This window comes from Acidilobus sp. 7A (assembly GCF_003431325.1).
Lineage (GTDB): Archaea > Thermoproteota > Thermoprotei_A > Sulfolobales > Acidilobaceae > Acidilobus.
Window position 1 is genome coordinate 622,448 of sequence record NZ_CP010515.1, and the last position, 26,302, is coordinate 648,749.

Genomic DNA, 26,302 nt, shown 5'->3' on the forward strand with positions numbered 1-26,302 from the left:
TCTATATGGCTCCTTCTAGTTGGTAGCAACGCACTTAAGTCCCACAGACCCAATACATGCCGGGAAGCTGATTGAGCGAGAGCACAGGTCAAGGAAGGAGGAGGATGGAGCTACCAAAGAAGCGTGAGGATCTAGAGAAGATATCTGAAGAGGTTGAGTCAAAGGAGCATCTCGAGGAAGAGGAGCATCATGAGCATCACCATCATGAGGAGGACCTGGAGGACGTGGTCTCAGTCCTTGAGCTCCTGGTGGACTCCTTGAACGCTAACTACAAGGAGCTTGAGTCCATGGTCAGCGTGCACTCAGACGAGATAATAAGGATATACAGGGTCCTTGCAAAGATAGTCAAGGCCTGTGGCGAGGCTGACCCCTCAGCTCGCGACAGGACACTGAGGGAGGCAGTTGAACTTCTGCAGCCCTCGATTAACGCTTAGGCGCTCTTGTCTATTACTATGAACTCCCTGCTCCTGAGCTTCAGCGCCCCATAGATGAAACCCAGGCCCTCTATTATCCAGAAGGCTGGTATGGTGAGTATGTACCTCATCCTACCTGACTTCTTGGCCCCGTAGACATATATGAACCAGTAGGCCATGCTCGTGGGCGCCGCTATGAGGAGAAGCAGAAGGGAGTGAGTCAGGGGCACCAGCACCCATAGACCTATGAGGCCTATGGTCCTGAGGAACGACTTAATTATGGTGATTGTCCTCATCGACGCCGGAACCTCCCTCCAGCTCTCCAGTATGCCCGCGTGCCACCTGGTCCTCTGCCTTATGAGGTCTATCACCGAGTTCGGGCTCAGTATGCTGACCTTGGTCCTGCTCTGCCACGTGCGTCCCTCGAACTTTAGCACCTTGGCTGCGAACATGTAGTCCTCAACCTTGCTCGGCTCATTGAATGCGTTGCTCTGAATTAGAAAAGACCCCTTAACCCCTAGCAGCTCGCCGTGCAACCCTACGTACGGCCTTCTAAGGAGCCCCGTGAAGAACCTGAAGAACGAGAGGTCATCGATGAGCCTGGCGAAGTCCATTATAAACGTCATATATGACTTGCCCTTCCTCGGCACTAGTATGGGGTTAAAGGCCACATAGCCGTACCTTTCATAGTAGGGTATCTCGTAAAGGAAGCTGTCATCAAGGACAAGGTTATCATCATCAAGGAACACATACCACATGTCAGGCCTCACAAAGTTCTCAACAAAGTACCTGAGGGCCCTGCCCTTCCCGAAAAGGTCCCTCCTGTAATCCTTTGGAACGACAACTAAGTTTATCCAGCTCAATTTTCTTAAGTAACTTTCCAGCGGCGCACCTTCGTCAATAACTACGTAAATCGGAAGGCCGAGGAACCTGTTGTGGCTGAGGGAGGCCAGCAGGGAGTCCTTGACCTTCTCGCTAGCTATAGATGGGATGACGAGGACCGCGTTGCTAGCCTTGTTGGGACTTCTCTTGGCTGAGTAGGCCGCCAGGGCGACAGCCAGAACTATCAGGTAGGCGCTAAGCAGGCTCCAGTCCACAGTAATGGCATACTTGACGTAGGGGTCCGCCTGGGGCATCTGGTAGAGGGAAGAGGTTAGCTCCTCTAGGGCGTTCGTTCTGCGGCACCTTTAGTGCCCTGGCAGAGCTAGATAATTAACCTGAGCAGGGCCCTGTTTATGCGTACTCACGCCACGTGTAGCCGCACTTTGTGCACTTGTAAAACCTTGTCGGTGGCTCATCAGCCGCCCTGGTCTGCATCATCCAGGCTAGGACCTCGTCGTTACCGCAGCGGGGACACCTGACGCTGCCCTTAAGGACCTGGGCCGTGGGCGGGGGCGCCGTGGCGTCGACAACTACTATCTTTTCCTTTGGCGTGTGCATGACCTTCTGGCTGAAGCTGAGCGCCTGGGCGGTCTTGCCCTGAGCCTCCTCCTTGTAGCCGCACTTGGGGCAAACAAAGTAAAGCTTCCCGTTTATTGACATAGGTCTCATCAATGTGCCGCACTTTGGACAGAACTTAATCTGTTGAGCCATGTCTCACACCTGTTAGCCTCTATGTTGTTCAAGCTGAGAGTTAAATAGATTAAGCTAATACCAGCCCTTTCTCAAACGCGCTTAACAACCTATCAAGGCATTTAAGCCAAGCAGACCAGGGCTTTAGGTCTATAACTCTGAGACGTTACCAGGACGCCTGCCCCCTGACGCGCTTAAGGAAGCTCTCCTGAGCGCATCCTCGAGCTCCTTCTCCCTGAGCCCCTTCCTGACCCTGCCCGAGGCTATGTTGTCATGGCCGCCGACATCCTCTAACACGCCAAGCCTGTGAAGCTCCTCGGCTATCCTCATGGCCTCGCCGTGGCCGCTCCTTATGATTAGAAGCTCCACGCCATCTTCCCTTGACGTCCACAGGGCGACGGCGCTCTTAGTCATTTTGTATATAGCCGATGCCAGGGCTGAGGCCCCGCTCCTCCTCCACTTGTCCCTGGCGTCGACGAACTTGACGAAGCCCACTGTTTTAGCAGTCATAGCTAGGCTCATAGCTGCCTCCTTGACCTCCTTGTCGCTCCTCTCGGAGACCTCAAGACCCTTGGACACTAGGCTCTCGTATTCATTTTCATTAGCGGGCGCTATCAGCGACAGGTCAAAGGGCACGACGCTTGCGGCCCACCTAACGTACTTCCTCCACATCTCAGGGTCCTTGGACTGGTTTATGGCCTTTGACATTGACGCTGCGAGCTTCACCATGCCCTCCGTGGCGTCCCTGCTGCTCCTGCTGAGCCACCCTCCGCCCTCCAATATGGCCGCGCTGGAGACGAGGTCCTTGAGCCTTGGCGTCAGTTTAACCCCCTGCGACTCAAGGAAGACCTTGACGAGCACAGAGGTGGGGGACAGGCCGACAAACGCTATGGCGGAGAACTTCTCCTCTATATACGCGCTCTTCTCTATTGTGATCTTGTGGTGGTCGAAGTAGTAGAGCTTGGGCCGGCACCCCTCCCCTACCAGCTGATCCAGCGCAGCCTCGACCTCCTGCGTGAATGGTATATCAAGCAGGATGAGGTAGTCCCAGCAGCCTCCCTTCAGGGCCTCGCCCAGCATCCTGGGGCTCGCTGGGCGGAGCTCAGGAGAGCACCTGATTCCTTTGACTGGGAAGGCGCGGGCGACCTCGCTGGCGTAGACTATCTCGGCCGACGCTATTATACCGTCGGCGTCCCAGTCACCGACCACCAGCACCTTAGGGCACTGCTGCGACATTGGCCTTCATATCCCCCGCTTGAACTATTGGCTTTCAGTCCTAACTCTATGAGCGCCTCACTGTGTCATTTGAAATAGTTTCTAGTTGTTAAATTCTATTATGCTCCTTCGACATGCCGTGGAGGGCTGCAGAGCCCCTTTGGCAGTAGCACCAGTTCGCCCTCGCTACCAACTATGCTGGTGTAAGCGCCTTTAAAGTAGCACAGCGCAATGGCCGCGGCTACTACAGCATCGGCCTCATCCCTGTTAACGTTTAGCGGAGGCCTAAGGCCGAGGGCCTGGAGGACCTCGGCGTAGCTTCTGCAGGAGCCCGACCTTAGCGCACTCCTTGGGTGAGTCTCAATAACCTCTGCCCCAGCGCCGGATATCACGGGTACCAGCCTCTGGGCCCTGAGTGAAAGGTCCCTCATCGACCTCAGAGTCGAGGGCAGGAGCCTGTAGCCCTCCTTGATGGCCTTTCTTTCAAAGTCCCTGTAGGGACCCTTCCCGAGAGATAGCGGCGCATCTATGGCAACAACCTTCGGCCCGCTGGAGAGCACGAACCTTATTATCTCCTCGTCGGCCCTTGCGACGCTAACTATTACCTGTTGGCCGTCTATTAGGGCCAGGCCCGTCCTTCGCCTTGGGGAGGCCGCCAGGTCAATCCCTATAAATGTCATCAGGGGACTAGCCTCTCGGGGTCCCTCGGCAGGAGCCTTGCCTCCCTCACGTTGTCAAGGTTGAGGAACTGCTTCACAATCCTCTCCAAGCCCAGCCCTGCTCCTCCGTGTGGGGGTGCGCCGTACTTGAAGAAGTTGAGGTAGAACTGGAACTTCTCAGGCGAGAGCCCCTTGTCATTTAAATTTACAAGCAGCTGGTCGTACCTGTGCTCCCTCTGGCTCCCTGTGGCTATCTCAAGGCCTCTGAAGAGCAGGTCAAAGCCGAGGGTCCAGTCAGGCTCCCCGTGCTTCCTCATCGTATAGAACGGCCTCACGCGCCAGGGGTACTCCGTTACGAAGACAAAGTCGCTGTCATACTCCTTAAGCGCATAGTCACCAAGGTAGCGCTCGGCCTGCGGGTCGAGGTCTTCCATGTAGGGTATCTCATGCTTGTACCTCTCCTTTAGGATCTCATAGGCCTCCTTTATTGGTATGCGCGGCACCTTGCTTGGGACCCTGAGGGTCAGGTCAAAGTGGTTCCTTACAGACCTCAGCGAGTCGTCAACCTCTGCCTCCTTGCCAAGGTATTTGAAGAAGGACTCGAGAATGTTCATAACGTCCTCGGGCCCCTCTATGAAGCCCATCTCTATGTCAAGGCCGTGGAACTCCGTCAGGTGCTTAACAGTGTGGTGCGCCTCGGCCCTGAAGACAGGCCCTACCTCAAAGACCCTCTCAAGGCCAGCGATCACCGCCATCTGCTTGTAGAACTGTGGACTCTGGGCCAGGTAGGCCTCTCTCCCGAAATAGATTACTGGAAATACCTCAGCTCCTCCCTCAGTCCCCGCGGCGACTATCTTTGGGGTGAAGATCTCAATGAAGCCGTTAGACCTGAAGAAATCCCTGAACTTGTTGGCGACCCAGGACTCGAACTGGAAGACTGCTGAGACCTTGAGGTTCCTGACGTCAAGCCACCTATAGTCAAGCCTGACGTTAAGCTGCGCCTCGGTGCTCGTGGCGGGTTCAAGAGGTATGGGCTCAACGGGCCTTGAGAGCACCTTAAGGTCCGTTGCCTGTAGCTCGTACTTCAGCTTGCTCCTGCTCTCGACCAGGGTGCCCTCGAAGCAGGCCACGGACTCCTTCACCAGGTCCTTTGACGCCTCGATGAACTCGTCTGGGGTCACGCCCTTCTTTATCACGACCTGAAGCATGCCCGTCCTATCCCTCAGCATCACGAACCTGACGCCGCCCAGGTCCCTGATGTTGTCGACCCACCCGCAGGCGCTGACCTTCTGCCCTAAGAGACCCTGTGCGTTGTCATAGATTTGTGATATGAACGTAGTCTTCAGCAAGCCTGCCCCCGCCTCCAGGGAAGTAATGGGCAATATAAGCGTTGATTACACCAAACAGCCCATGTAATTAAGGATAAAACTGTAGGATAGGCAAGAAACTTGGTGCCTTCGTTGCCTTCTGAGAAGCTCATAACCTTAAGGGAGGCGGCTGACGTAGTCAGAGACGGTGACGAGATCACTATAAGCGGCATGACCTTCTTCAGGAACCCAACGGCCCTGATAGCCTCCCTGATAAGCGCCGGAAGAAAGGACCTGTCGTTTGTCGACAGGGAGCCAGGCTTCGGGCTCGACGTCATGGTTGCCATGGGTGCGCTGAGGAGTGTCAGGGCCGCCATGGCAACCTTTGAGCACTACGGGCTATCACCGAGCGTCAGGAGGGCGGCTGAGGAGGGGAGGATTAGGTACCTTGAGGACACGTGCGGGGCGATTATAGCTGGCCTCAGGGCCGGGGCCCAGGGGGTCCCCTTCATGCCGGTGCGGGGTATCATAGGCTCAGACCTAGTTAAGGTCCACGAGGCTGCAGGCACCTGGAAGGTCGTGCAGGACCCGTTCTCAGGTGAGAGCCTGGTGGCCGTGAAGGCCATAGAGCCTGACGTCGCCCTCGTACACGTTCAGGTGAGTGACGAGTACGGAAACGCTGTAATAAAGGGGCCGAGGTTTGAGGACGAGCTCAAGATAAGGGCTGCCAAGAGGGTCGTGCTGTCGGCTGAGCAGGTTGTAAGCAGCGACGAGCTTAGAGCGATGACGAGGGACCTGGGCCTCACGCTCTCGGCAACTTCTCTCTACACCTCGGCCGTGGTTAAGGTTCCAGGGGGCGCCTGGCCGACGGGGGTCTATGGCTCTTACGACCCTGACTACGCCGCTATAGAGGCCTACTACAAGGCGGCCAAGCAGGGCTCGGCCAAGGAGTGGGTGGCCCAGAACCTCCTCAGGAGGTGGTCCTGATGTCTGCAAGGCCAACGGACCTTATGGTAAAGTGCATGGCGGGCTTTGTGGAGGACGGGGACTACGTCTATCACGGCCTCGACAGCGCCCTGCCGACGCTTGCTATGGCTTATGCCGCCAGGTACCTTGGGAGGCGGTTCACGTGGCACAGCGTGGCTGAGCCCTTCGAGCCCGACCCGTCTAAGGTTGTGCTCAGGCCCTCAACGGGGGACCCTTCAATGGAGCCGGAGCCCGTCGGCTTCTTCACCACCATAGACTCCTTTGACCTGGCCGCCAAGGGTCGCATGGACCTCATGTACTTCGGGGCGGCGCAAATTGATGAGAAGGGAAACGTAAACCTCACGGCCATAGGTAGCTACGAGAGGCCCAGGGTCAAGCTGCCTGGGGGCGCGGCCGCTGCTTATCTCTTCCCGCTCGTCAGGAAGATAGTTGTGTGGGCTAGGCACGAGCCCAGGGTGCTGGTCCCGAAGGTCGACTTCGTTACCGGCAGCGGCGAGGAGAGGCTCAGGAGGGGCCTGAAGCTTTACCTATGCACTAACAGGGCCCTCATAGAGTTCACTCAGCAGGGGCCCGTCCTCAGGGCCGTCTTCCACGGCTTCCCTTTCAAGGAGGTGCTGGAGTCAGCGTCCATGAGGATAACCGTGCCAGGGAGGGTTGACGTCATACCCCCGCTCAGCGAGGGGGAGCTGAAGGTCATCTCAGAGGCCGACCCCAGCGGGCTCAGGTACGAGGAGGGCTACGGTTAGGGCCGCGAGGCGCTGCGTCATCGGCTAAGCCCTGAAGGTTGCCTCAAAGGAGAACTGCCTGGTCTCCCCCGGCCCCACTACAGCGAGCCCTAGGCCATTATGGAAGGCGTCTGGGGCCCCGCTCATGGGCTCAAGGGCCACGGCCCCCTCAACCCCTGTGTAGACCTGGAAGAACTTCATATTATCACTTGATATGGAGACCAGTCCAAGGGGGCTCTCGAGCCTTATGCGGCCGCTCTGAACCAAGAAGCAGTCGTCGTAATCCCCGTCATCACCAAAGGCGTGGGGCAGTAGCCTGCCTGTCGGTATCTTGTTTACGCTCTCGCAGAGCACGACCTGGCCCTCAGGTATAAGCCTCCAGGGCTCGGCCACCCTGAAGTATGGGTGCCAGCCAACCACGAGCGGGGCCCTCCTTGGGCCCACGTTCACGAAGGTCGCCGTGGCCTTGAGGGAGCCAGAGACCTCATACTTGACCTTTACTAGGAGCTCAGTGGGGTACCCTGGGTGCCTCAGCCTAGCTGACAGCTCCACGCTCCTCTCATCCATGTCATCAACGCTGAAGGCCTCGCTGAGCAGGAGGCCATGAATGGCGTGGCCCTCCTGGTTGCGGGGAAGCTCATAGGTGACATTGTCAAACTCGTAGGAGCCTCCCCTGACTCTGTTAGCGTAGGGGGCCAGGAAGGCCATGCCTGCCTTGGTCGGGCGTGACACGTCACCCCTGAGGAGCCACTCCCTGCCACCCACGTCATAAATAGCCGCTACATAGGCTCCGACCTCGTAAACCTCAACTACAAGGTTTCCGTCTGAGAGGGCCAGCAAGTCAGCTCACATGGTATCCTTATGGCAACGGGGCTTATAAGTGCAGGACCTTGGCTTTAAGCCACCTAAAGGGCCAGCAAAGGAGATTAAGCCCCTCGACCTTAAGGTCGCCTGGCGGATGAGGAGAACTTACCCGACCTACGTGATGACGAGGGCTAGGGTTACCGACGCCATAGAGCTCAAAGCCTCCGCCCTGCGCACTGAGCAAGGGCAGGAGCTTGCGACCAAGGAGGATAATGATTATTGATGGCTACAATGACGAGCCAGGAGGCCTTGGGGTGCCGCCGTATATAGATGTGTACGCCAGATACATGGCCGGCGCCGCGATCGACGCAAGTAAGGACGCCACAGTACATTACATAGCTGTCGACGAGCTGAGGGCGAGGCGTAACCCGGTTGACCTCCTAAGGCTCTACGACGCGGTGGTATTCATAGCTGGCGTCGTGGTTCCAGGTAAGTACATAGGCGGCAGGCCGGCGAGGGCGGAGGAGCTGGCCTCGTGGGCCTCGGCCCTTGAGGGCCCGCTCAAGGTGCTGGTGGGCCCGGCTGCTAGGTGGGGCATGGGGCCTGAGGGTGGCAGGGCCGCCTACCCGCCGTCCTTCTTTAAGACCCACGGCTTCGACGTTCTAGTAACTGGCGACCCGGAGGAGTACGTCCACGACCTAGTAATGTATGGCGAGGAGAGGGCCTCGCCGAGGCAGGTGAGGGAGAGCTACGACAAGGTTAACAGGTACGCTGTCCTCGGGGCCTGGATAGTGAGGTTTCACCCGAACCTTGGCAAGAACCTGGTGGCTGAGATAGAGACATATAGGGGCTGCGCGAGGTGGGTGAGCGGCGGCTGCTCCTTCTGTGTTGAGCCCCTAAGGGGGAGACCAATAGTCAGGGACCCGAAGTCCATAGCCCTTGAGGTGGAGGCCCTCTACAGGGCCGGCGTGAGGAACTTCAGGCTAGGCCGACAGGCTGACATACTGGTCTACGGCTCGTCGGGCCTTGGCTCGGAGGAGTGGCCTAAGCCGTCGTCCGAGGAGCTTGAGAGGCTTTTCAGGGGGGTGCGCTCGGCGGCCCCAGGCCTTGAGGTGCTTCACATAGACAACGTCAACCCTGGCACGATAGCCAGGTACCCCGAGGAGTCAACAGAGGCCCTTAAGGTAATAGTTAAATATCATACGCCTGGCGACGTTGCAGCCCTTGGAGTGGAGAGCGTCGACCCGAAGGTCGTCAAGATAAATAACCTGAAGGTGACACTCGAGGACGCCATGAAGGCCGTCGAGGTCATAAACAAGGTAGGCTCCGAGAGGGGCTACAACGGCCTCCCAGAGCTGCTACCGGGGATAAACTTCATACTGGGCCTTCCGGGCGAGAGGAGGGAGAGCTACAGGCTCAACAGGGAGTTCCTGGATGAGATACTCAGGCGAAGGCTTCTCGTGAGGAGGGTCAACGTCAGGAAGCTGCTGGCGCTCCCAACTACAAGGGTCTTCATGATGGACTGGGGGGTCGACAGGAAGCTCGAGGCTGAGGCTAAGTCATTCACCTACTTTGTCAGGCACGTCTTTGACAGGCGCGAGCTCTCCTGGGTGGCCCCGAAGGGCACCGTGCTTAAGGGGCTATGGGTCGAGGAGTGTGAGCACGGCTACTGCTACGCAAGGCAGGCTGGCAGCTATCCGCTCATGGTAATGATAAGGGGCTCCTTCCCCAAACTTCAGTACATAGAGTCAGTCAGGGTTGAGGGCGTGCACTCCTCAAGGGCTGTCGAGGGTTTAGTGGAGTCGATAAGCCCTGGTAGCTAGCCTTGGGGGAATTCAAGCTCAAGTTCATAGGAGAGAACCCTGAGCAGGAGGACTGCGGTGAAGCTGGTGACAGGGGCGTATGTCCTGGAGAGCTCCTCTGTGAAGTAGTAGACCATGCTGCCCACCGCCGTGACTGTGCGTAAATCTCCCTCTTCAGAACCATGAGGACCTTGCCAACAGGCACGTCCCTGAGGGCGCCGCCCGTGCTCACAAGCGTTGCAATTATAGCGACGGCTATTACGTTAAGGCCCTTGGATGCGGCTAGGTACGCTCCAAAGATAGCAAAGTCCGCTAGGCCTGTTGGCATCAGATATGAAGAGGGCCTTGGCTATAGAGGGCACCTGCGACGCTCTTCCTCACGCCCTTGAAGGAGCCTGAAGCCGAGAAGCGCACGATACCCATGTAGTTAAGCGCGTCGAACAGCGTGGGCTCCATGGTTGGTCCCGCGCTGTTGAGCCGAAGCGTTTTGTACTTCAAGCGATAGGCCAAGCTATATTTAACTTTTGCCGATAATCACTATATAGGGTACAGAGCTTTGAAAAGCGACGACGGAAGCTCCAACTCAAGCGGCTTCGTCGTTAAGAGAAAGGTGCAGGTGACGGGTGGCTCCACATATATAGTCTCTATTCCTAAGGAGTGGGCTAAGCTGCTCAATATAGATAGGGGGGCTGAGGTCCTCCTCGAGCTCAACCCCGAGGGCTGGATAAGGCTCAGGGCCTCAGACGCCGCGCCCAACAGGTCTGAGAGGGTGGCCCAGATTACAATAAGCCCTAACACAAGCGACGCCACCCTCTCAATGGAAGTTATATCAGCTTACCTGACGGGCTACGACACCATAGTGCTTAGGTTCAGCCCTGACGCCTCCGAGGTTGCCGAGAAGGTTGCCAACTTCGTTAGGACCAAGGCCATAGGGCTTGAGCTGCTTGAGGAATCCTACGACCAACTAATACTTAAGGCCGTCGTCGACCTCACGTCAATATCAGCCCGCATGGTCGTGGAGAACATGATCAAGGTGGTCAAGTCAATGATAGAGGACCTCTCAGACGTAGTCGAAGGTCTCAAGCAGAGGGGGCTCCTAGAGACCGTGGTCAGGCGCGATGACATAGTTGACAAGCTGTACCTCTACATATACAAGCAGCTCAACCTGGCCCTCCAGGGCCTCATGAGCCCCAAGGAACTTGGGATGAACACTCTTGCAGAGAGCATTAACATATTCACTCTTGTCAAGAGCCTCGAGCGCATAGCTGACCAGGTAGTGTCCATAGCACAGTGGCTCCTTGACTATGACAAGCAACTGCCACCTGACGTCAGGCAGCTGTTCGACAAGGTCAAGGGAAGCGTAATGCGCTCCATCGACCTTGCCAGCACGCTCTCCCGCGAGCAGGCGGTCACCATGTATGAGTCACTGCATGAGGAGGCCCTCTGGGTGGCCGAGCTCTACTCTAAGGCCAGGGCCTCGGGGTGCGCTAACGAGTGCTACCCCGTCTTTGACGGGGCTAGGAGGATGTTAGCCCATACAATAGACCTCCTTGAGGCTATTATGGGCCTGAACTTCCTTAAGGGCCTAGAGGCCCAGGTCCTTCAGGGCGCAGCTAATGGACCTTAGAGAGCCTCAGATATGCGTCTAGGCCTGTACAAAAGCGGTGAACTGCCCCGCCCGTGAGGGCGGGGCACCCCCACCTCGCGGTGATGACCTCCTGCCTCCCAGGGCGGCCTCGATCCCCCTCACCCACAGAGGAGGCTCCATCGGGCGGAGCCGCCTCTGTGGCGCCCCGCGCGGAGGAGGGGTTGCGGAGGCTGCCCTCCGCAGGCGTAAGTTCCCCCAGTCCAGAGGGCGCGGCCTCAGCCCTTACAGCCAGAGGTCTGCACATGTCTCTTCTATAATTTATGAATAGTTTATGATTGATAACTATTAAAAAGGTTTCTATAAGGGGGCTATCAATCCCCCACCTCACGGAGGGGGACTTTCGCCCCCTTAGCCCCTCATAAAGTTAAAAGCCAAGCTCTACGCGTTCCGTTGTCCCTAGGTGCTCATCCTCATCAATTTACGTTCATTCGTTGCGCCTAGGGACCTCCACCTCTTGCCGCGGGGCCCGCTGCCCCCGCGGCGTTCATGGGCGGCCGTCGGGCCCAGCGGCGCGGGGCTCCCGCCTGAGGGCCGCCTCTCCCGGGCCCTCTCGCTGCAGGGCGGATCATGGGGTCCAAGCCCTACAGACATTCGCAAACCATTTAAACTTGCAGTCAGTTCTGCAATAGTCTGAGGTGTTAAGTAACTTTGGGGAATGTGAGGACAGGGACTTTGAAGAGCTCATCCGCCTTCTGAAGCTCTCCAGGCTGTCCTTTGATAAGGGCGAGCTAGAGGGCCTTTGCAACGATATAAAGAATGTGAGGGCCCTGCTCTTGAGGGTCTCCAAGTACAAGGACCTTAGGGTGGACCCCCTCTACAACGTCTGGGACAAGACGCTGAACCCCCCTGACGAGGTCGCAGAGAGGCGCGTCGAGATATCGTGGCTTAGCGACGACCGCTTGAAGAACAACATGGTCAAGGTGCCGTGGAGGGGTGGCTAGAGTGAGGAGGGCCACAGCGAGTGCCGTGCTTGAGGGCATCTTTAGCGGCTCACTCTCGCCAGAGGAGCACGTCATGGAGATCTATGATAACATAAAGAAGTGGGAGCCTAAGGTTAAGGGCTTCATAACCCTGCTTGACGAGGAGGCCGTGCTGAGGAGGGCCAAGGAGGTGGAGTCGCTTCTCAAGGATGGAAAGAGGCCTCCCCTGGCTGGGCTCGTGGTTGCAGTTAAGGATAACATATCGACCAAGTTCGCGCCGACCACCGCTGGCTCCAGGATGCTCTCAGGCTACGTGCCGCCCTTCAACGCCACGACCGTTGAGAGGCTGCTCGCGGCAGGGGCCATAATAATAGGGAAGACGAACATGGACGAGTTTGCCATGGGCAGCACGACGGAGCTCAGCGCCTTCTGGCCGACCCACAACCCCTGGGACCTTGAGAGGGTGCCGGGTGGGAGCAGCGGCGGCTCAGCCGCGGTGCTAGCTTATGGAGGGGCTGACCTTGCACTCGGCAGCGACACGGGCGGCTCCGTCAGGCTTCCGGCGGCCTATACAGCCACCGTTGGCCTTAAGCCGACATATGGGCTGGTCAGCAGGTACGGCCTGATACCCTACGCCAACAGCCTTGAGCAGATAAGCCCCATGGCAAGGTCCGTCAAGGATGTGGCCATGTTGCTAGACGTCGTATCTGGCCATGACCCATTCGACGCTACAACGCTTAACGTGGGTCCTACTAGGACCTCCTCAGTGGCCCCTGAGGACCCGTCGAAGCTGAGCATTTGTGTGCCTCACGAGATGATAGACGGCTCAGACCCGCCGGTCAGGTCTACAATATTGAAGCTGTTGGACAGGCTTGAGGCTGAGGGCGTGAAGGTAAGCTATGATGCCTCCCTCCCCTCAGCCCCGGACGCGCTGCCAGTTTACTACACGATAGCCCTTGCAGAGGCCGCCAGCAACTTAGCCAGGTACGACGGCAAGCTATACCCATTCGTGGTCTTAAGGCCTAACTATACCGAGACTGTGACCTCGACGCGCTCGGAGGGCTTTGGAAGGGAGGTAAAGAGGAGGATACTGCTCGGCGTCATGGCACTCAGCGAGGGCTACCGTGACGAGTTCTATGTGGCGGCCGCCAAGGGGAGGAGGATCATAAGGGACGAGGTGTTGGGCATGACAAAGAAATGCATCATAGCTGGGGCCGTGAGTCCCGCGCCGCCCCCAAGGCTTGGGGAGAGGATAAGCGATCCGCTTAAGCTGTACGCCCTTGACGTCTATACAGTCATAGCTAACCTCGCCGGCGTTCCATCACTTGCTGTGCCGGCCGGCTTCTATGATGGGCTGCCTCTCGGGGTGCAGTTTATGGCGAGCCCCCTTGAGGAGGGGAAGCTCATGGCCCTGGGTCAGCTCGTCGAGGATGTCACAGGCCTAAGGGGTGTGATGGCATGAGTCACCACATGATAGGCCTTGAAGTCCACGTCCAGATGACAGAGACCGGCACGAAACTGTTCTGCGACTGCAGGTCAAACTACAGGGGCATGGAGCCCAACACTAACGTGTGCCCCGTTTGCCTTGGCCTTCCTGGAGCTCTGCCAGTGCCGAGGCGCCGCCCCCTGGTCTTCGCCACGGCCCTCTCAATGCTGATGGTCTGCGAGACGCCGCCGGCGATGATATTCACTAGGAAGCACTACTTTTACCCGGACCTGCCAAAGGACTACCAGATAACTCAATACCAGGGCGGCGGAGGGGCCCCCGTCTGCCTAGGGGGCAGGGCGAGGTACTACGACCCGGACACCGACGAGTGGCGCGAGGTCAGGATAAGGAGGATCAACGTCGAGGAGGACCCAGGTAGGACGGAGTACGAGGGCTCTATAACCTCAAGCGAGGCGGCCTACGTTGACTATAACAGGAGCGGCGTGCCCCTGGTAGAGGTCGTCACAGAGCCTGAGCTGAGGAGCCCGAGAGACGCCAGGAGGTTCGTGGAGTATCTGCTCCTGATGATGGAGTACATAGGGGCCACGAACCCACGCCTTGAGGGCGCCTTCAGGGTTGACGCCAACATAAGCGTCAGGGGTGGCGAGAGGGTCGAGGTGAAGAACATAGGTAGCACTGTTGACCTCGAGAGGGCTATAAAGTACGAGCTGTTCAGGCAGGAGAAGCTGATATCGCAGGGCGGCGCTGTTGAAAGGGAGACCAGGGGCTGGGACCCCGCTAGGAGGCTGACGAAGCCCCAGAGGTCGAAGGAGACGGAGGAGGAGTACCTTTACTTCCCTGAGCCAGACATACCGCCAATATCAATGAAGGAGCTAGTTATTGAGGCGGCACCGCTGACTCTGAGGGACCCAGCCAAGTACATGGACGTCATAACTGCAAGGGGCATTCCTAGGAGGCAGGCATGGAGCATAGTGCTCTATAGGCCAGCCCTGAGCCTTTACCTCAAGTCCCTCGACAAGGGTGCGGACCCCCTGTTGGCAGCCAGGATGATAGCGGTGGACCTTAAGGGGCTCCTGAAGAAGCTCAACGCAGATCTTTATGGTGCCAGCTCGTGGCCATCCCCTGACGTCATAGCTGGGCTGACGAGGCTTGTGAGGTCAGGCGATTACAGCTACGATGAAATTAAGTACAACTCACTACCCAAGCTCGCCCTAAACCCAAGCGCCTCGCTGAGCGACGTCCTGCCCCCCAGGTCAAACAACATTGAGGACGCTGTGGAGGTCGTGATAGCCAGGGAGAGGAAGGCAGTGAGCGACTTCATCAACGGCAAGCCTGAGGCCCTCGACTACCTGGTTGGGTCAGTGCTGAAGATGAGGAGAGGCTATGCCGTCGATCCGAAGCTGGTCCGCAAGGTCCTATTGTCACGTCTTACAGGAGCTCAGGACGGCCACAGCAACGGGGGCGACGGCGCGGACAGCACTGCTAATAGTAGAAGTTAAAGCTTTGCCCTGGACCCCTCTCTGGGATGTCAATTGGAAGGACAGGGCTTCACGTGGCCTGACTACTCCAGCGAGAGCAACCTGTACTCGCTCTCATGCGGGCTAGCGTCGTTCTTCGATGTCAAGAGGCAGTGCATTGGGAGGCAGCTCGAGCTGACGGGCAAGAGGCTGGTCCTGATATATCTTGACGCCCTCAGCTGGGATCTGTTCTCAGAGGCCAACGTAAGGCTCAGCGGTAAAGTGATGAAGGCCACCACCGTGTTTCCATCAACCACGGCGGCCGCCCTAAGCACACTGATGACAGCCCAGGCCCCCGGCGAGCACGGCCTGGTGGGATACACTGTCTTTAACAAGAGGCTCGGAGGCGTGATAAACGGAATAAAGTACTCATACATGGGTGAGAGCGGCTCAGGAACTATAGATTATGTTTCACTTGGGAGCGCCTTCCCAGTAAGGCCATGGCTTAAGGAGACGAGCGCTAAGGTGCTTGCTCTGATGTCGGGCAGCGCCGCGAGCGGCGAGCTGACAAAGACGTACCTTAACTCTAGGCCTGAGGAGGGGCTGACCAAGATAAAGGCGCACTCGAGCTCCTTTGAGATGCTGGCGGCCCTGAGGGAGGCCCTGGAGGGCGATCCCTATGACATGATCTACGTCTACCATGACAACCCTGACCACATAGGCCACGGCTACGGCTTCAGTAGCGAGCACAGGGACCTGATACTTGAGGAGGTCAGGGTTGTGCTGAACCACATAAACAAGCTGGCCGAGAAGTACAGGGACAAGTATACTTTCCTTCTGCTCTCAGATCATGGGCAGGTCACGGTCGACAAGGTCTACCTCTTTAACAACGATGAGGAGCTACTCAACAAGCTTGAGGTGCCCCCGTACGGGGACTCAAGGGCCGTGTGGTTCAGGACGAGGGAGAACGTAAGGGACCTGCTGAGGGACAGGTACTCGCTGGAGGTTATGAGCAAGCAGGAGGTCATAGAGAGCGGCATACTTGGCAGGGTGAGCGACTTCGTGGCCAACAACGTGCTCGGCGACTACCTTGGGGTCGCCAAGAGCCCCACTGTTAAGTACCACTACACCTACAGGGGCGAGGACGACCCCGCCCTGAGGCTAAGGGGCAACCACAGCGGCATGACGCCAGAGGAGATGTATATACCCATAGTGGTCTGGAGCTGAGGCGCGTCAGTAGGCCTGGCGTTTAAAAGCCCCTTGCGCAGTATAGTTTGCAGCAGAAGAGCTTGGGATCATGGTCTACGCCGAGGGACTGCTGCTCTCCATCGCGGTCGGAGCCATAGTAGGGCTTTTCAACGAGTACAGGAAGATAACGGGCTCCAAGATATTCCTAGGCCTAAGGACCTCGATATTTACATCAATGTTAGGTTATGTCACGGCGTTGCTCTCGCGCGACGCTGGAAGTTACATGATAGCCGCGGCCTTCATATCGATAACCTTAATAGCAACGGCCATATACGTTGAGAGGGCTCGGTCCCTGAGGATAACCGGCGCCACTACCTACGTTAGCATGATACTTGTCTTCTCCGCTGGCGTCCTGGTAGGACTTGGCTATTACCTTGACGGAACCCTAGTATCAGTGCTGGTGGCCTCACTGAGCTTCTACAAGACCCAGCTGCTTAACGCTATATCAAGGATAAGGCGTGAGGAGCTCCTTGCGCTCCTCAACCTGCTTGTCATCTCCGTTGTAATACTTCCACTGCTGCCCGACAAGTTCGTGGGGCCCTACGGCTTCTTCAACCCATACGAGTTCTGGCTGACGGTAGTCATAGTGGCCGTGATATTCTTCGCCCAGTACGTGGCGCTGAGGGTGTCACGTAGGGGGCTGTTGGCATTCACAATAGTGGGCGGGCTCATATCAAGCACTACTGTGACCCTTAGCCTCATAGACCTGAGCAATAAGAAGAAGGAGGTATCTGGTTCCCTGGCCTTGAATACGATTATGTCTAACATACCCCTCTTCATAGTCCAGGTGCTGGCCGCCGCGTACTTCGTCACGTACTCCTCAGCACTCATCAAGCTGTTGGCGGCGCCCATACTGATCCTAACAGTGGTCCTCCTGATCCTGGGCTTCATCAGGTCTAAGGACCTGAGCCCGGCTAACATTGAGCCGCCCTCAGCGCCGCTTCCCATTTTTAGAATAATAGAGTTCGCCCTCCTGCTCTTTATAATAACGGCGGCGGCGAAGCTGGTCGGGGTCCTAGTCCCGGGCTTTCTCCCCGTAGCTATATTCGTTGGGGCCCTCGGCAACGTCCTTGGTACAGTGATAGCGGTCGGGACGCTTTACTCACATGCTACAATTGCGTCTAGGGAGGCAGCCCAGCTGATACTTCTGGCGCTCATGGCTGGTGTCATAGAGAAGGCTTTCCTCTCCCTGCTGTCCTCAAGTTCGCAGTACAGGAAGATAGTAGTGATGGGCTCCGCAGCTCTTACGGCCATTGCGGTCCTGCTGATGTACGTCTTCGGGCTGCTCTAGCACTTCAATGGTGCAACAGGACTGACTTAATTGAATTATTATGTAGATTTTATTATATAGTTATCACTTCCGCTGTCATAAGTGCTCATACAGCGAGGGGGGTCGTAGGGCAGAGTATTACAATGGCTTCAGTATAAAGGGCGCAGGGCCTCCCAGGGGCCTTACTTGGAAATATAGGGCCTGGACTGTCCAGTTACCTAGGAGAGCGAAAGTGACAGAGGCTAGTGAGGCTCAGGCTAAGAAGCCCAAGGACATAACGGAGCTGCCAGGGGTAGGGCCTACAACTGCGGAGAAGCTCGTAGAGAGCGGGTACGCCACGATTGAGGCCATAGCGGTGGCCACACCCCAGGAGATAGCGGCGGCCACCGGTATACCGCTTCAGACGGCGCAGAAGATAGTCGAGTCAGCCAGGCAGGCCCTTGACATACACTTCAAGACTGCGCTGGAGCTGAAGAAGGAGAGGATGGCCGTAAGGAAGATAAGTACTGGAAGCAAGGCCCTTGACGACCTGTTGGGGGGCGGCATAGAGACCAAACAGATAACGGAGTTCTTCGGCGAGTTCGGCACTGGCAAGACCCAGATATGCCACCAGCTGGCGGTGAACGTGCAGTTACCTGAGGACAAGGGAGGCCTCAGCGGGAAGGCAGCTTACATTGACACGGAAGGCACCTTCAGGTGGGAGAGGATAGATCAGATGGCCAGGGGTCTCGGCCTTGACCCTGACAAGGTTATGGATAACATATACTGGATAAGGGCTATCAACAGCCACCACCAGATGGCAATAGTGGACCAGCTCTTCGAGATGATAGATAAGGAGCCCGTGAGGCTTGTAATTGTCGACTCTCTGACCAGCCACTTCAGGGCTGAGTTCCCAGGCAGGGAGAACCTGGCATCGAGGCAGCAGCTGCTCAACAAGCACCTGCACCAGCTCATGAGGCTTGCCGAGGTCTATGACATAGCCGTGGTGGTGACGAACCAGGTAATGGCAAGGCCTGACGTGTTCTACGGCGACCCGACCGCTGCTGTTGGAGGTAACGTGGTGGCCCACGCGCCGGGCGTAAGGGTTCAGCTGAAGAAGAGCAGGAACAACAAGAGGATAGCTAGGATCGTGGACGCCCCGCATCTGCCCGAGGGGGAGACGGTATTTGCAATAACGGAGTATGGGATAAGGGACGCAGAGGAGGAGTGACGTTTTGGGCCCTCCTCTGTGGCTCCCCTGGGCCCTGACAGCCGCTGTTGCCATCTACCCTGCGGTCCTTGACGCGCAGTACAGGTCTGTCCCTGAGCACCTTTGGTACCTTGGGGCAAAGGTGGTAGCCGTCATATCCTTTATCGCCTACCTCGGGCTCTACCCGCTCAGGCTCCTCGCCGCGTTTTACCTTGAGTCTCTGGTGGCCCCGGCGGCGGTGGCTCTAGCGGCGGCGCTTGGATTCATGGGCGCCGGCGACGTCTGGGCGTCGCTGGCCATCGCCCTTATGATACCGGCCCCTCCTCCTGGCTCCATTATGCCGCCCTCCCTGCTTATTGTGCTCCTGGCATCGCTGCTCGAGGTGGCGGCAAGGCCAATAGTGGCGTACATTAAGGCTAGGCAGCTGGGGGGCAGGTGGGAGGGCCTCAAAGTTATCCTGAGCTGCGGCAACGCGCACAGGACAAGGTGGTGGTTTCCAGTCGGCTCCTCTGCCGTCAGCGAGAGCCCCTCGGAGGCCATAGCGAGGGCCTGCTCTAATGACAGCGAGGTCGTCCTGGAGCCCGGCATGCCGTTCGTTACGTTTATTTTAATTGCCCTGCCCCTGGCCCTCCTACTGGAGCTCACGCTGTTCAGGGTGCCTTAGATGGACTGGCCAAAGTCTTGGTACGAGATCCTCTGGGCCCCATGGAGGATGGCATACATAGCTACCGTGGCCGGCAAGCAGAATAGCGGCTGCTTCCTGTGCGAGGCGGCCAAGGGCAGCGATGACAGGGCGTCACTTGTCGTCCTGAGGGGCGGGCACTCTTTTGTGATACTGAATAGGTACCCGTACAACACTGGACACCTGATGATAGCGCCCTACAGGCATGTGGCCTCGCCGGAGGACCTGAGAGATGACGAGATGAGGGAGATAGGCCTCCTCCTCAAGGCCTCCCTTGAGGCCCTCAGGGCCGTCTACAGGCCTGAGGGCTTTAACATAGGCATTAACGTGGGCGACGTTGCCGGGGCCGGCGTCCCTGGCCACATGCACGTTCATGTTGTCCCAAGGTGGAAGGGCGACTCAAACTTCATAACTGTGATAGGCGGGACGAAGGTGATATCACAGACCCTTGAGGAGACCTACGATAAGCTGAGGCCCGAGCTTGAGAAAGCGGCGAGGAAGTATGGAGTTACGGTCAAGGACTGACCGAAGGGTTTTCATAATTACACACAACGACCTGGATGGAGTAGGGGCAGCGGCCTCTTACCTGAGGATAGTTGGCGTGCGCCCAGAGGATGCCTCGGTGCTGTTTGCGGAGCCGTACAACGTTGACCAGGCTGTTGAGAGGCTGGCGCCTTACCTGGAGCCCCGCTCGACACTGGCCTTTATGGACATAGGCTACAACTTAGAGTCGACGCCCAGGGCGCTTGAGGCCCTCAGGTCCTTCAGCTCCAAGGACCTTAACATAGAGTGGTACGACCACCACGTGTGGGCAGAGGAGGACATAAACAAGGTCCTCTCGGCTGGCGCCAGGCTCTTCATAGACAGGAGCACGTGCGGCGCCGGCGTCGTGATAAGGTATGCCTCTAAGCTATACGGGGTTGAGGCTGACGACTTCCTAAGGAAGCTTGAGAGCGCCGTCTGCGCCGCCGACCTGTGGAAGTGGGATGACCCAATGGCCCCGAAGCTCTTCAGGGCATCAACCTCGCCTCCAGGCGTTAAGAATGGGGAGTGGAAGGAGACTCTTGTTAAGAAGTTCTTCTCAGGCGTCCTCTGGGACGAGGAGCTACAATCAAGGCTTAACGACTACTTGGCTGAGGAGCTCTCGAGGTCATCAAAGGAGCTCAAGGGGCTTTACACCTCAAGAGGCGGAGGGTGTGCAGTAGCGGCCATCGTCAGGGACTTTGACCTTCCGTCAGACAGCATAATGGGCTCCATGATCATATCAAGGGCGCGCGCCAGCGCGGCGGCCCTAATAAAGAGGAGGGGCTTCAGGAGGGTGTCCATATCGCTGAGGAGCAGGGGCGCCGCCAACGTTCAAGTCGTAGCCCGCTACCTGGGCGGCGGAGGACATCCAAGGGCCTCAGGGGCCTCAATGAGGTTGCCGCTAGGCATCGCTATACTGAGCGTCTTCAGCAGAAGGCTGTTGGCAAGGTACGTCTCAGAGAGACTCCTGGACGTGGCGCTTAAGACCAACGCCTGCAGCTCAGTTCATGCAGAAGGATATATGGCTTAGCTCGTGGCCTGGCCAGCCGCCTGGCCCTCCTCCTTCTTCTCCTCTTTCTTCTGCTCCCCTCCCTGCTGGGCGGGCTCCGGTGCCTGCTGGGCAGCCGGCTGCTGTGCCGCCTGCTGCTGGGCAGCCTTGGCCTTCTCCTCCTTGGCCTTCCTCCTCTCCTCAGCTCTCCTCTTCTTCTCCTCTGCTATCTCCTGATCAACGTCAACTACCTTCTTGCAGTTGAGCTTTGAGAGCACGTCATTAAGTGAGGCGGGGTCTGCCTTGTAGGTGTAGAGGTACCTCTTTGTCCTGACCTTTATCTTAGCCTTGCCGTCCCTTGTGACCCTCTTGACCCTGCACTCTATTGCCTTCTGCGCGACCTTGACCAGCTCGTCAACGCTTGAGAGCTCAACCGGCACTGAAGTCACCTGGGGTCTGTGCTGAAATGCGACTATAAAAGAGTTCCGTCGCACCTGCCGTGGACGCGGGACAAGGGCTATGAGCTGCCTTGAGCCCTCGCGCAGTAGGTGGTCTAAGGGGCGGAGGGCCTCACCCCTCTAGGGCAGGGAGGAGGTCAGGTAAACCATCACTCGCTAAAGATTTTGTACTTTAATATGTTGAACTTGACCCTCTCGCCCTCCCTAGGCTTACTGCTAGAGTACCCCCTAATTTCAATATCATCACCTACAACTATGTGAACTAGGTACTTGCCCATTATGAACTCAGCAGTGTCGACGATCCCCTCATAGGGGCCATCGCCTATAGAGACGTCGTCAGCCCTCACGCCAATGTAGCCCTTAATTCCAAACGCGGAGCCTTCTACAACAGCCATGGGCGGGTCACCTATAAAGGCTGCCACGTACTTGTTGGCCGGCTCATAGTAAAGCTCCTCTGGCGTGCCAACCTGAAGTATCTTCCCATTCATCATTATGGCCATCCTGTCAGCCTCGGCCATGGCCTCTATCTGGTCATGTGTTACGTAAATGGTAGTTATCTTCTCCCTCCTCTGCAGGTCCTTTATGAACCTCCTGGCGGCGATCCTCTGTGGCGCGTCGATGTTGCTCAGCGGCTCGTCAAGCAGGAGAACCCTCGGCCTCTTCACCAACGCCCTAGCGAGCGCCACCCTCTGCTGCTGTCCGCCTGACAGCTGGGAGGGGTATCTTTCGAGGAAGTCCCTTATTCCAAGCTCGTCAGCCATCTCTATGGCTCGCTTCCTGGCGTCACGCTCGTTCTCTATAGGCATCATTATGTTCTCGAGGACGGTCTTATGGGGGTAGAGTACGTAGTTCTGAAACAACATGGACACGGACCTCTTGCCTGGCGGCATGTCAGTGACGTCCTTATCATCTATAATTATCTTTCCTGAGTCAACCTTCTCAAGGCCTGCTATGCACCTCAGTAGCGTAGTCTTCCCGGAACCCGAGTAGCCGAGTATAACAAAGAGCTCACCGTCATTTACATCTAAATCTATGTTGTCGAGGACCCTATGTTTGCCGAAGCTCTTGACGAGTCTCCTGACCGAGAGTCCCAAGTGCGGTACCCCTTTCAAAGAGCCCTCCAGCTTTAATTTTATTAAGTTAGGGCTTGTTTTAAGGTAGAGACATATTTTGATATGATACCAGACTTGGCAGAAGTGCCGGCCCCGGCTTGGAGGGGCTGCGAGGCCTTTCGGACCTCACCGCCCGCTCCAACGCGGCCTGCTTAACTTCCGGGTTCGAGGTGAGTCCGGGTGTTGCCAGGCCACTATGGCCGGGCCGGCAGTTTATGGCTGGCCCTGAAGGGTAAATAAGCGTTTTGCGTTGCCCTTATGGCTTGCTGCTATAAATACAGGCCTGCTAGGGCCCTGGCTCAGTTCGCTACCTCCACGTGCGCGCGCCTTGCAGCCTCAAGGAACTCGTCGTAGGTGAGCGAAAGCCAGGACCTGAGCTGCTCGTAAAAGTCGCCTCCAACCCTGTCGACCTTCCTTTCGCTTGTGTACTTCATGATCTCCCTGTAGGCCCTAGCCACCCTGTCCTTCTTGCTCATAGTTGTTATTATCGCCTTCTCAACGTCGCCGTCGTAGAGGTAGCGGCTCTTCAGGAGGATCTCAACTATCCTGTTTATGCGCTCAGGCACGCCTATCACTGAGCCCCTGAGCTCTATCCTCCTGGGCACGCCCCAGGGGACCAGGCTGTCGAGCATCCTGCTGAGGCCTGGCCTTGGTATCTTGTCAACTATGCCGCCCAACAGGAAGGCGTCGGCAGTCATCACGTCGTCAGCCTTTAGCGGCGTGGAGGCGTCAGGCCTCAGAATGATTACCTTGTCAGCGTCGTACCCCCAGAGGACCTCGCTTGGCCTCGCGTTAACTATTGCAACCTTGTTAACGCCCATGACCTCATTTATCCATTTGGCTGTCTCCTCGTCGGTGCCTGTCACTGACATGTGGGCGTCCCAGAGGTACTCCCTCATGACGGAGAGGGTCACGCTCAGCTGAAGCCTAAGCTTTGAGAGCTCCTCGGGGGTGTGAAGGAACTTCATGCTGAGGTCTATTACAAAGAGCGGGAGAGGCGGCTGGGGGAGGTAGTCAAGTAGGGCCCTCCAGGGGATAGTCTTTTCAGTGGGGGACGGCCTCCTAACAATTACCGCGTCTGCGCTCACGTCGCCCCTCCCGTACACTATTGACTTGGGCTTGCCCTTCCACTCAGTCTCATACGCCTTCTTGCCCTTGAAGGGCTCCTCCCCTATGAAGTACTCCCTAACCAGGGTCTCCACAGCCGCGTACTGAAAGCCGAGCCTGTACAGCTTGTCACTCTCAAGCCACTCCTTAGATCCTAGGGCATCGTAGCCATAGGCATCCATTAGCTTAAGGAGCGCCTCTGAGGGCCTTGACTCCCAGCCCCGCTGCTCCCTACCCCCCGTCGCCAGACACCATTTGTCCTGGAGGGCGCACCAGGCGCTTTAAGATTGACTATGGTGTACTTCCAGGAGCTCGGCAGTCCCTGGCTCGAAAGAATGCTGCTAGAATCACTAAATGCTCAGGGACCGAGTAGCTTTTTAAGATATTTTATAAAAAGCATGTGGAGTTTTATGAACGCTTCTGACACTCCTTTAAAAATTTCCCTGTAAATATAGCAGCAGGAAAGGAGGAGGTAAGAAATGTCTCAGACTAAGAGCAGGCCGCCCAACCTTAAGGTCAGCGGTGACCCGGACCTCATAACGATCGTCGAGAACGCACTGAAGGAGGTCTATGACCCGGAGATACCAGTCGACGTCTACAACCTTGGGCTCGTCTATGAGATAGAGGCCACGAGGGAGGGCGGCAGGCCTAAGGTGAGGATCCTAATGACGTTAACAGCAGTGGGCTGCCCGGTCACGGGATCAATACTGGGGTACGTGCAGCAGGCAATACTTGATAAGGTGCCTGGCATAAAAGAGGACGACGTTGAAATAGATATCACCTTTGAGCCTCCGTGGAGCCCAGACATGGTTAGCGAGGAGGGCAGGGAGCTCCTCAAGGAGGTTTACGGCTACGACGTAGTCGAGGACTGGAAGCAGAGGTATCAGCAGCTCAATGAGGAGCAGGCCGCCCAGCAGTCGACTTCTGAGCAGCCAGCCCAGCAAGGAAAAACGTAAAGCCCTCATAGGAGCTGCCCTTAAAGGATTGGCTTGAGCTGGATAATAGGTGTTGACGAGGCCGGGCGAGGGAGCCTGGTAGGGGACCTAATTCTGGCGGCCTTCGCTATAGAGGAGGGCAGCCTGAGCCTCCTGCGCGACATGGGCGTCAGGGACAGCAAGCAGCTCACCCCGGCCCAGAGGGAGAGGCTCTATACACCGCTCACTAGGCTTGGGGTCTTTGCGGTGGTCCCGATCAGGCCGGCCGATATAGACAGGGAGAACATCAACGTGCTTGAGGAGAGGGCGGCGGCGACCGCCATCTCCCTGATATTCAGGAGGGTGAGGCCTCAGGAGGTGAGAGCAATTTACATAGACAAGTTCGGCGAGCTTAGGGCTCTCCCAGAGGAGCTGAGGCGCATGGGGTTCAGGGGAAAGCTCGTCGTGGAGCCTAAGGCTGACGTTAATTATGTTGCGGTTTCGGCCGCCAGCATAATAGCTAAGGTCATAAGGGACCGCAGGATAGGGGTTCTGAGGTCCATGTATGGGGTTGAGGGCAGCGGCTACCCGTCAGACCCCCTCACAGTGAAGTGGGTAAGGAAGGTGCTCTCCTCAGGCGAGAGGCCCCCGATAATAAGGTACTCATGGGGGACCCTGAGGGGCACGGAGGCGTTTGTAAACAAAACTAAGGCCCACAAGAGGACCCTTGAGGACTTCATGACTTAATCTGCACAGCAAAAGCCGACTTTATTGAAGTTATGGCAACTCCGCATATAACTGTGCGCTCATAAAGCCAAGCCCTTAGCTCAGAGTAGCAAGGTTTGCTAGGCGTTCATCACCTTCTCCTTGTAAGTCCATAATATCAATAAGTATGATATCCAAGGCGCCGCCAGCATTATTGCAACACCCACAAAGAGAAGCGACTTCCCAGTGCGAGGGCTGAGGGCCACTAAAGCGCCGCCAGCGATGGCTATTAAGAAGGTTATTATTATCATGTCACGGACAGCCTTCCTCGCTAATCTCTCCACCGAGCTCCTTTGCCCCACGCTTCACCATCTCCAGGGCTGAGAGAGCCCTTGACGTCGCCTCCTCCCTGCTCGACCCCGATGCCAGGACCTTTATTTCAAGAACGGGAGCCCCGACCTCTATGCCCTTCGGGTGGCTCTTGACGTAACAGCCAGGGTTCTTCCTCTCCGCCTCTTCAACGTAGGGGGCCAGCGAGGACTCTGGAACGCCTACAACTCTGAAGCCGCACTCTACAACTGAAAGCCTCGGAGCAAAAGGCTGCAGCCTTGGCATGACCTCCTCATCGAATATCGCCTCCATCTCCTTTGGAACGCCCGGGAGCGATACTATTATGGTGTCCCCCACGACAAGCCATGAGCCTGGGGCTGTGCCCACGGAGTTCCTAAGCGGCACGGCACCCTCAGGCATGTAGGCCATCTTCTCCCTCTCCTTGGACATCTGGAGCCCGCCTTCGCTGTACTTCCTGGCGACCATATCGTACGCCTCCTTGTTGAGCACCAGCTTAAGCCCGGAGGCCAGGGCGACGGCCTCAAGGGTCCTGTCGTCATATGTGGGCCCCAGGCCACCGGTCGTTACGGCTAGCCTCACCCTCCTCGCTATGGCCCTCCTGAGCTCCTCGCTAATCTCCTCCAGGTCGTCAGGCGTCACTATAATTCTCTCAACGCTGAAGCCGAGGAACGTCAGCCTCCTAGCAAGCCATGATGCGTTAGTGTTGACTACCCTGCCTATCAGTATCTCGTTGCCTATGGTGAGGAGCCACGCCTTAGGTCCCTGCGCCAGCGCCAAGCCTACTCCCCTTTGAAGGC

The 26,302-nt window shown here is 57.1% G+C and carries 27 protein-coding genes and 1 rRNA gene; 16 read left to right on the forward strand and 12 right to left on the reverse strand.

The window, feature by feature from the left end:
* Nucleotides 1–71: 71 nt before the first annotated feature.
* A complete protein-coding gene (locus SE86_RS03175; RefSeq protein ID WP_117354245.1) occupies nucleotides 72–434 on the forward strand; it encodes a hypothetical protein in 363 nt (120 codons plus the stop codon).
* On the opposite strand, the gene SE86_RS03180 is transcribed toward SE86_RS03175, so the two are convergent.
* The 5 genes from SE86_RS03180 to aspS form a co-directional block, all read right to left on the reverse strand.
* Nucleotides 431–1,549, reverse strand: a complete 1,119-nt coding sequence (locus SE86_RS03180; protein WP_117354246.1) for a glycosyltransferase family 2 protein — start codon at nucleotides 1,547–1,549, stop codon at nucleotides 431–433. The two genes, SE86_RS03175 and SE86_RS03180, sit on opposite strands and share 4 nt — an antisense overlap.
* A gap of 97 nt (nucleotides 1,550–1,646) precedes the next feature.
* Nucleotides 1,647–2,006, reverse strand: coding sequence for a transcription factor S (locus SE86_RS03185; protein ID WP_211096707.1), 360 nt, complete (start codon nucleotides 2,004–2,006; stop codon nucleotides 1,647–1,649).
* Between the two features lie 129 nt (nucleotides 2,007–2,135).
* Nucleotides 2,136–3,221 (reverse strand): phosphoesterase, encoded by a 1,086-nt coding sequence (locus SE86_RS03190; RefSeq protein ID WP_117354247.1) that lies wholly within the window; start codon nucleotides 3,219–3,221, stop codon nucleotides 2,136–2,138.
* Between the two features lie 98 nt (nucleotides 3,222–3,319).
* Entirely contained in the window at nucleotides 3,320–3,880 is a 561-nt protein-coding gene (locus SE86_RS03195; RefSeq protein ID WP_117354248.1) for a DUF429 domain-containing protein, read from the reverse strand.
* Nucleotides 3,880–5,208: an aspartate--tRNA(Asn) ligase gene (aspS, locus tag SE86_RS03200; RefSeq protein ID WP_117354249.1), complete on the reverse strand. Its 1,329-nt coding sequence runs from the start codon at nucleotides 5,206–5,208 to the stop codon at nucleotides 3,880–3,882. Before aspS ends, SE86_RS03195 begins: the two co-directional genes overlap by 1 nt.
* Nucleotides 5,209–5,319: 111 nt before the next feature.
* On the opposite strand from aspS, the gene SE86_RS03205 reads away from it, so the two are divergent.
* Complete coding sequence (locus SE86_RS03205; RefSeq protein WP_023428525.1) at nucleotides 5,320–6,153, forward strand: CoA-transferase; 834 nt, start codon at nucleotides 5,320–5,322, stop codon at nucleotides 6,151–6,153.
* Complete coding sequence (locus tag SE86_RS03210; RefSeq protein ID WP_211096708.1) at nucleotides 6,153–6,899, forward strand: CoA-transferase; 747 nt, start codon at nucleotides 6,153–6,155, stop codon at nucleotides 6,897–6,899. The genes SE86_RS03205 and SE86_RS03210 overlap by 1 nt, the downstream gene beginning before the upstream one ends.
* A 24-nt stretch (nucleotides 6,900–6,923) precedes the next feature.
* On the opposite strand, the gene SE86_RS03215 is transcribed toward SE86_RS03210, so the two are convergent.
* Complete coding sequence (locus SE86_RS03215; protein ID WP_117354250.1) at nucleotides 6,924–7,718, reverse strand: aldose 1-epimerase; 795 nt, start codon at nucleotides 7,716–7,718, stop codon at nucleotides 6,924–6,926.
* A gap of 218 nt (nucleotides 7,719–7,936) precedes the next feature.
* Between SE86_RS03215 and SE86_RS03225 the strand changes: the two genes are divergently transcribed.
* From SE86_RS03225 to SE86_RS03280, 11 genes are all read left to right on the forward strand, one after another.
* Nucleotides 7,937–9,505, forward strand: coding sequence for a radical SAM protein (locus SE86_RS03225; protein ID WP_117354252.1), 1,569 nt, complete (start codon nucleotides 7,937–7,939; stop codon nucleotides 9,503–9,505).
* Between the two features lie 535 nt (nucleotides 9,506–10,040).
* Entirely contained in the window at nucleotides 10,041–11,111 is a 1,071-nt protein-coding gene (locus SE86_RS03235; RefSeq protein WP_117354254.1) for a phosphate uptake regulator PhoU, read from the forward strand.
* Nucleotides 11,112–11,905: 794 nt separating this feature from the next.
* Nucleotides 11,906–12,073 carry a hypothetical protein gene (locus tag SE86_RS08120; protein WP_211096709.1) on the forward strand — a complete coding sequence of 56 codons (168 nt, stop codon included), beginning with the start codon at nucleotides 11,906–11,908 and terminating at the stop codon, nucleotides 12,071–12,073.
* Between the two features lies 1 nt (nucleotide 12,074).
* Nucleotides 12,075–13,514: an Asp-tRNA(Asn)/Glu-tRNA(Gln) amidotransferase subunit GatA gene (gatA, locus tag SE86_RS03245; protein WP_117354256.1), complete on the forward strand. Its 1,440-nt coding sequence runs from the start codon at nucleotides 12,075–12,077 to the stop codon at nucleotides 13,512–13,514.
* Nucleotides 13,511–14,998 (forward strand): Asp-tRNA(Asn)/Glu-tRNA(Gln) amidotransferase subunit GatB, encoded by a 1,488-nt coding sequence (gene gatB / locus SE86_RS03250; RefSeq protein ID WP_117354257.1) that lies wholly within the window; start codon nucleotides 13,511–13,513, stop codon nucleotides 14,996–14,998. Before gatA ends, gatB begins: the two co-directional genes overlap by 4 nt.
* Nucleotides 14,999–15,031: 33 nt before the next feature.
* A complete protein-coding gene (locus tag SE86_RS03255; RefSeq protein ID WP_117354258.1) occupies nucleotides 15,032–16,183 on the forward strand; it encodes an alkaline phosphatase family protein in 1,152 nt (383 codons plus the stop codon).
* Between the two features lie 70 nt (nucleotides 16,184–16,253).
* Nucleotides 16,254–17,495: a DUF4010 domain-containing protein gene (locus SE86_RS03260; RefSeq protein WP_117354259.1), complete on the forward strand. Its 1,242-nt coding sequence runs from the start codon at nucleotides 16,254–16,256 to the stop codon at nucleotides 17,493–17,495.
* 211 nt (nucleotides 17,496–17,706) lie between these two features.
* Entirely contained in the window at nucleotides 17,707–18,684 is a 978-nt protein-coding gene (radA, locus tag SE86_RS03265; protein ID WP_117354260.1) for a DNA repair and recombination protein RadA, read from the forward strand.
* 4 nt (nucleotides 18,685–18,688) lie between these two features.
* On the forward strand, nucleotides 18,689–19,327 hold the full coding sequence (locus tag SE86_RS03270) for a prepilin peptidase (protein WP_117354261.1): 639 nt from the start codon (nucleotides 18,689–18,691) through the stop codon (nucleotides 19,325–19,327).
* Nucleotides 19,328–19,870 (forward strand): HIT domain-containing protein, encoded by a 543-nt coding sequence (locus SE86_RS03275; protein ID WP_117354262.1) that lies wholly within the window; start codon nucleotides 19,328–19,330, stop codon nucleotides 19,868–19,870. It begins immediately after the preceding gene.
* The gene (locus SE86_RS03280; RefSeq protein ID WP_117354263.1) at nucleotides 19,848–20,900 is read left to right on the forward strand and encodes a DHHA1 domain-containing protein; all 1,053 of its coding nucleotides are present in this window, start codon (nucleotides 19,848–19,850) and stop codon (nucleotides 20,898–20,900) included. The genes SE86_RS03275 and SE86_RS03280 overlap by 23 nt, the downstream gene beginning before the upstream one ends.
* Here SE86_RS03280 and SE86_RS08065 read toward each other — a convergent pair.
* The 4 genes from SE86_RS08065 to SE86_RS03300 form a co-directional block, all read right to left on the reverse strand.
* Nucleotides 20,897–21,298: a hypothetical protein gene (locus tag SE86_RS08065; RefSeq protein ID WP_179948723.1), complete on the reverse strand. Its 402-nt coding sequence runs from the start codon at nucleotides 21,296–21,298 to the stop codon at nucleotides 20,897–20,899. The genes SE86_RS03280 and SE86_RS08065 overlap by 4 nt on opposite strands.
* A gap of 167 nt (nucleotides 21,299–21,465) precedes the next feature.
* A complete protein-coding gene (locus SE86_RS03290) occupies nucleotides 21,466–22,410 on the reverse strand; it encodes an ABC transporter ATP-binding protein (RefSeq protein ID WP_117354264.1) in 945 nt (314 codons plus the stop codon).
* A gap of 124 nt (nucleotides 22,411–22,534) precedes the next feature.
* A 5S ribosomal RNA gene (gene rrf, locus SE86_RS03295) occupies nucleotides 22,535–22,636 on the reverse strand.
* A 91-nt stretch (nucleotides 22,637–22,727) separates the two neighbouring features.
* Nucleotides 22,728–23,717: a tRNA (guanine-N1)-methyltransferase gene (locus SE86_RS03300; protein WP_117354265.1), complete on the reverse strand. Its 990-nt coding sequence runs from the start codon at nucleotides 23,715–23,717 to the stop codon at nucleotides 22,728–22,730.
* A 297-nt stretch (nucleotides 23,718–24,014) separates the two neighbouring features.
* On the opposite strand from SE86_RS03300, the gene SE86_RS03305 reads away from it, so the two are divergent.
* Entirely contained in the window at nucleotides 24,015–24,491 is a 477-nt protein-coding gene (locus SE86_RS03305) for an iron-sulfur cluster assembly protein (RefSeq protein ID WP_117354266.1), read from the forward strand.
* Between the two features lie 33 nt (nucleotides 24,492–24,524).
* Entirely contained in the window at nucleotides 24,525–25,196 is a 672-nt protein-coding gene (gene rnhB, locus SE86_RS03310; protein WP_117354267.1) for a ribonuclease HII, read from the forward strand.
* Between the two features lie 98 nt (nucleotides 25,197–25,294).
* Here rnhB and SE86_RS07895 read toward each other — a convergent pair whose 3' ends face one another.
* Both SE86_RS07895 and SE86_RS03315 read right to left on the reverse strand, forming a co-directional pair.
* The gene (locus tag SE86_RS07895; protein WP_158543097.1) at nucleotides 25,295–25,465 is read right to left on the reverse strand and encodes a hypothetical protein; all 171 of its coding nucleotides are present in this window, start codon (nucleotides 25,463–25,465) and stop codon (nucleotides 25,295–25,297) included.
* Nucleotide 25,466: 1 nt separating this feature from the next.
* Nucleotides 25,467–26,282 carry a nicotinamide mononucleotide deamidase-related protein gene (locus SE86_RS03315; RefSeq protein WP_117354268.1) on the reverse strand — a complete coding sequence of 272 codons (816 nt, stop codon included), beginning with the start codon at nucleotides 26,280–26,282 and terminating at the stop codon, nucleotides 25,467–25,469.
* Nucleotides 26,283–26,302 lie beyond the last annotated feature (20 nt).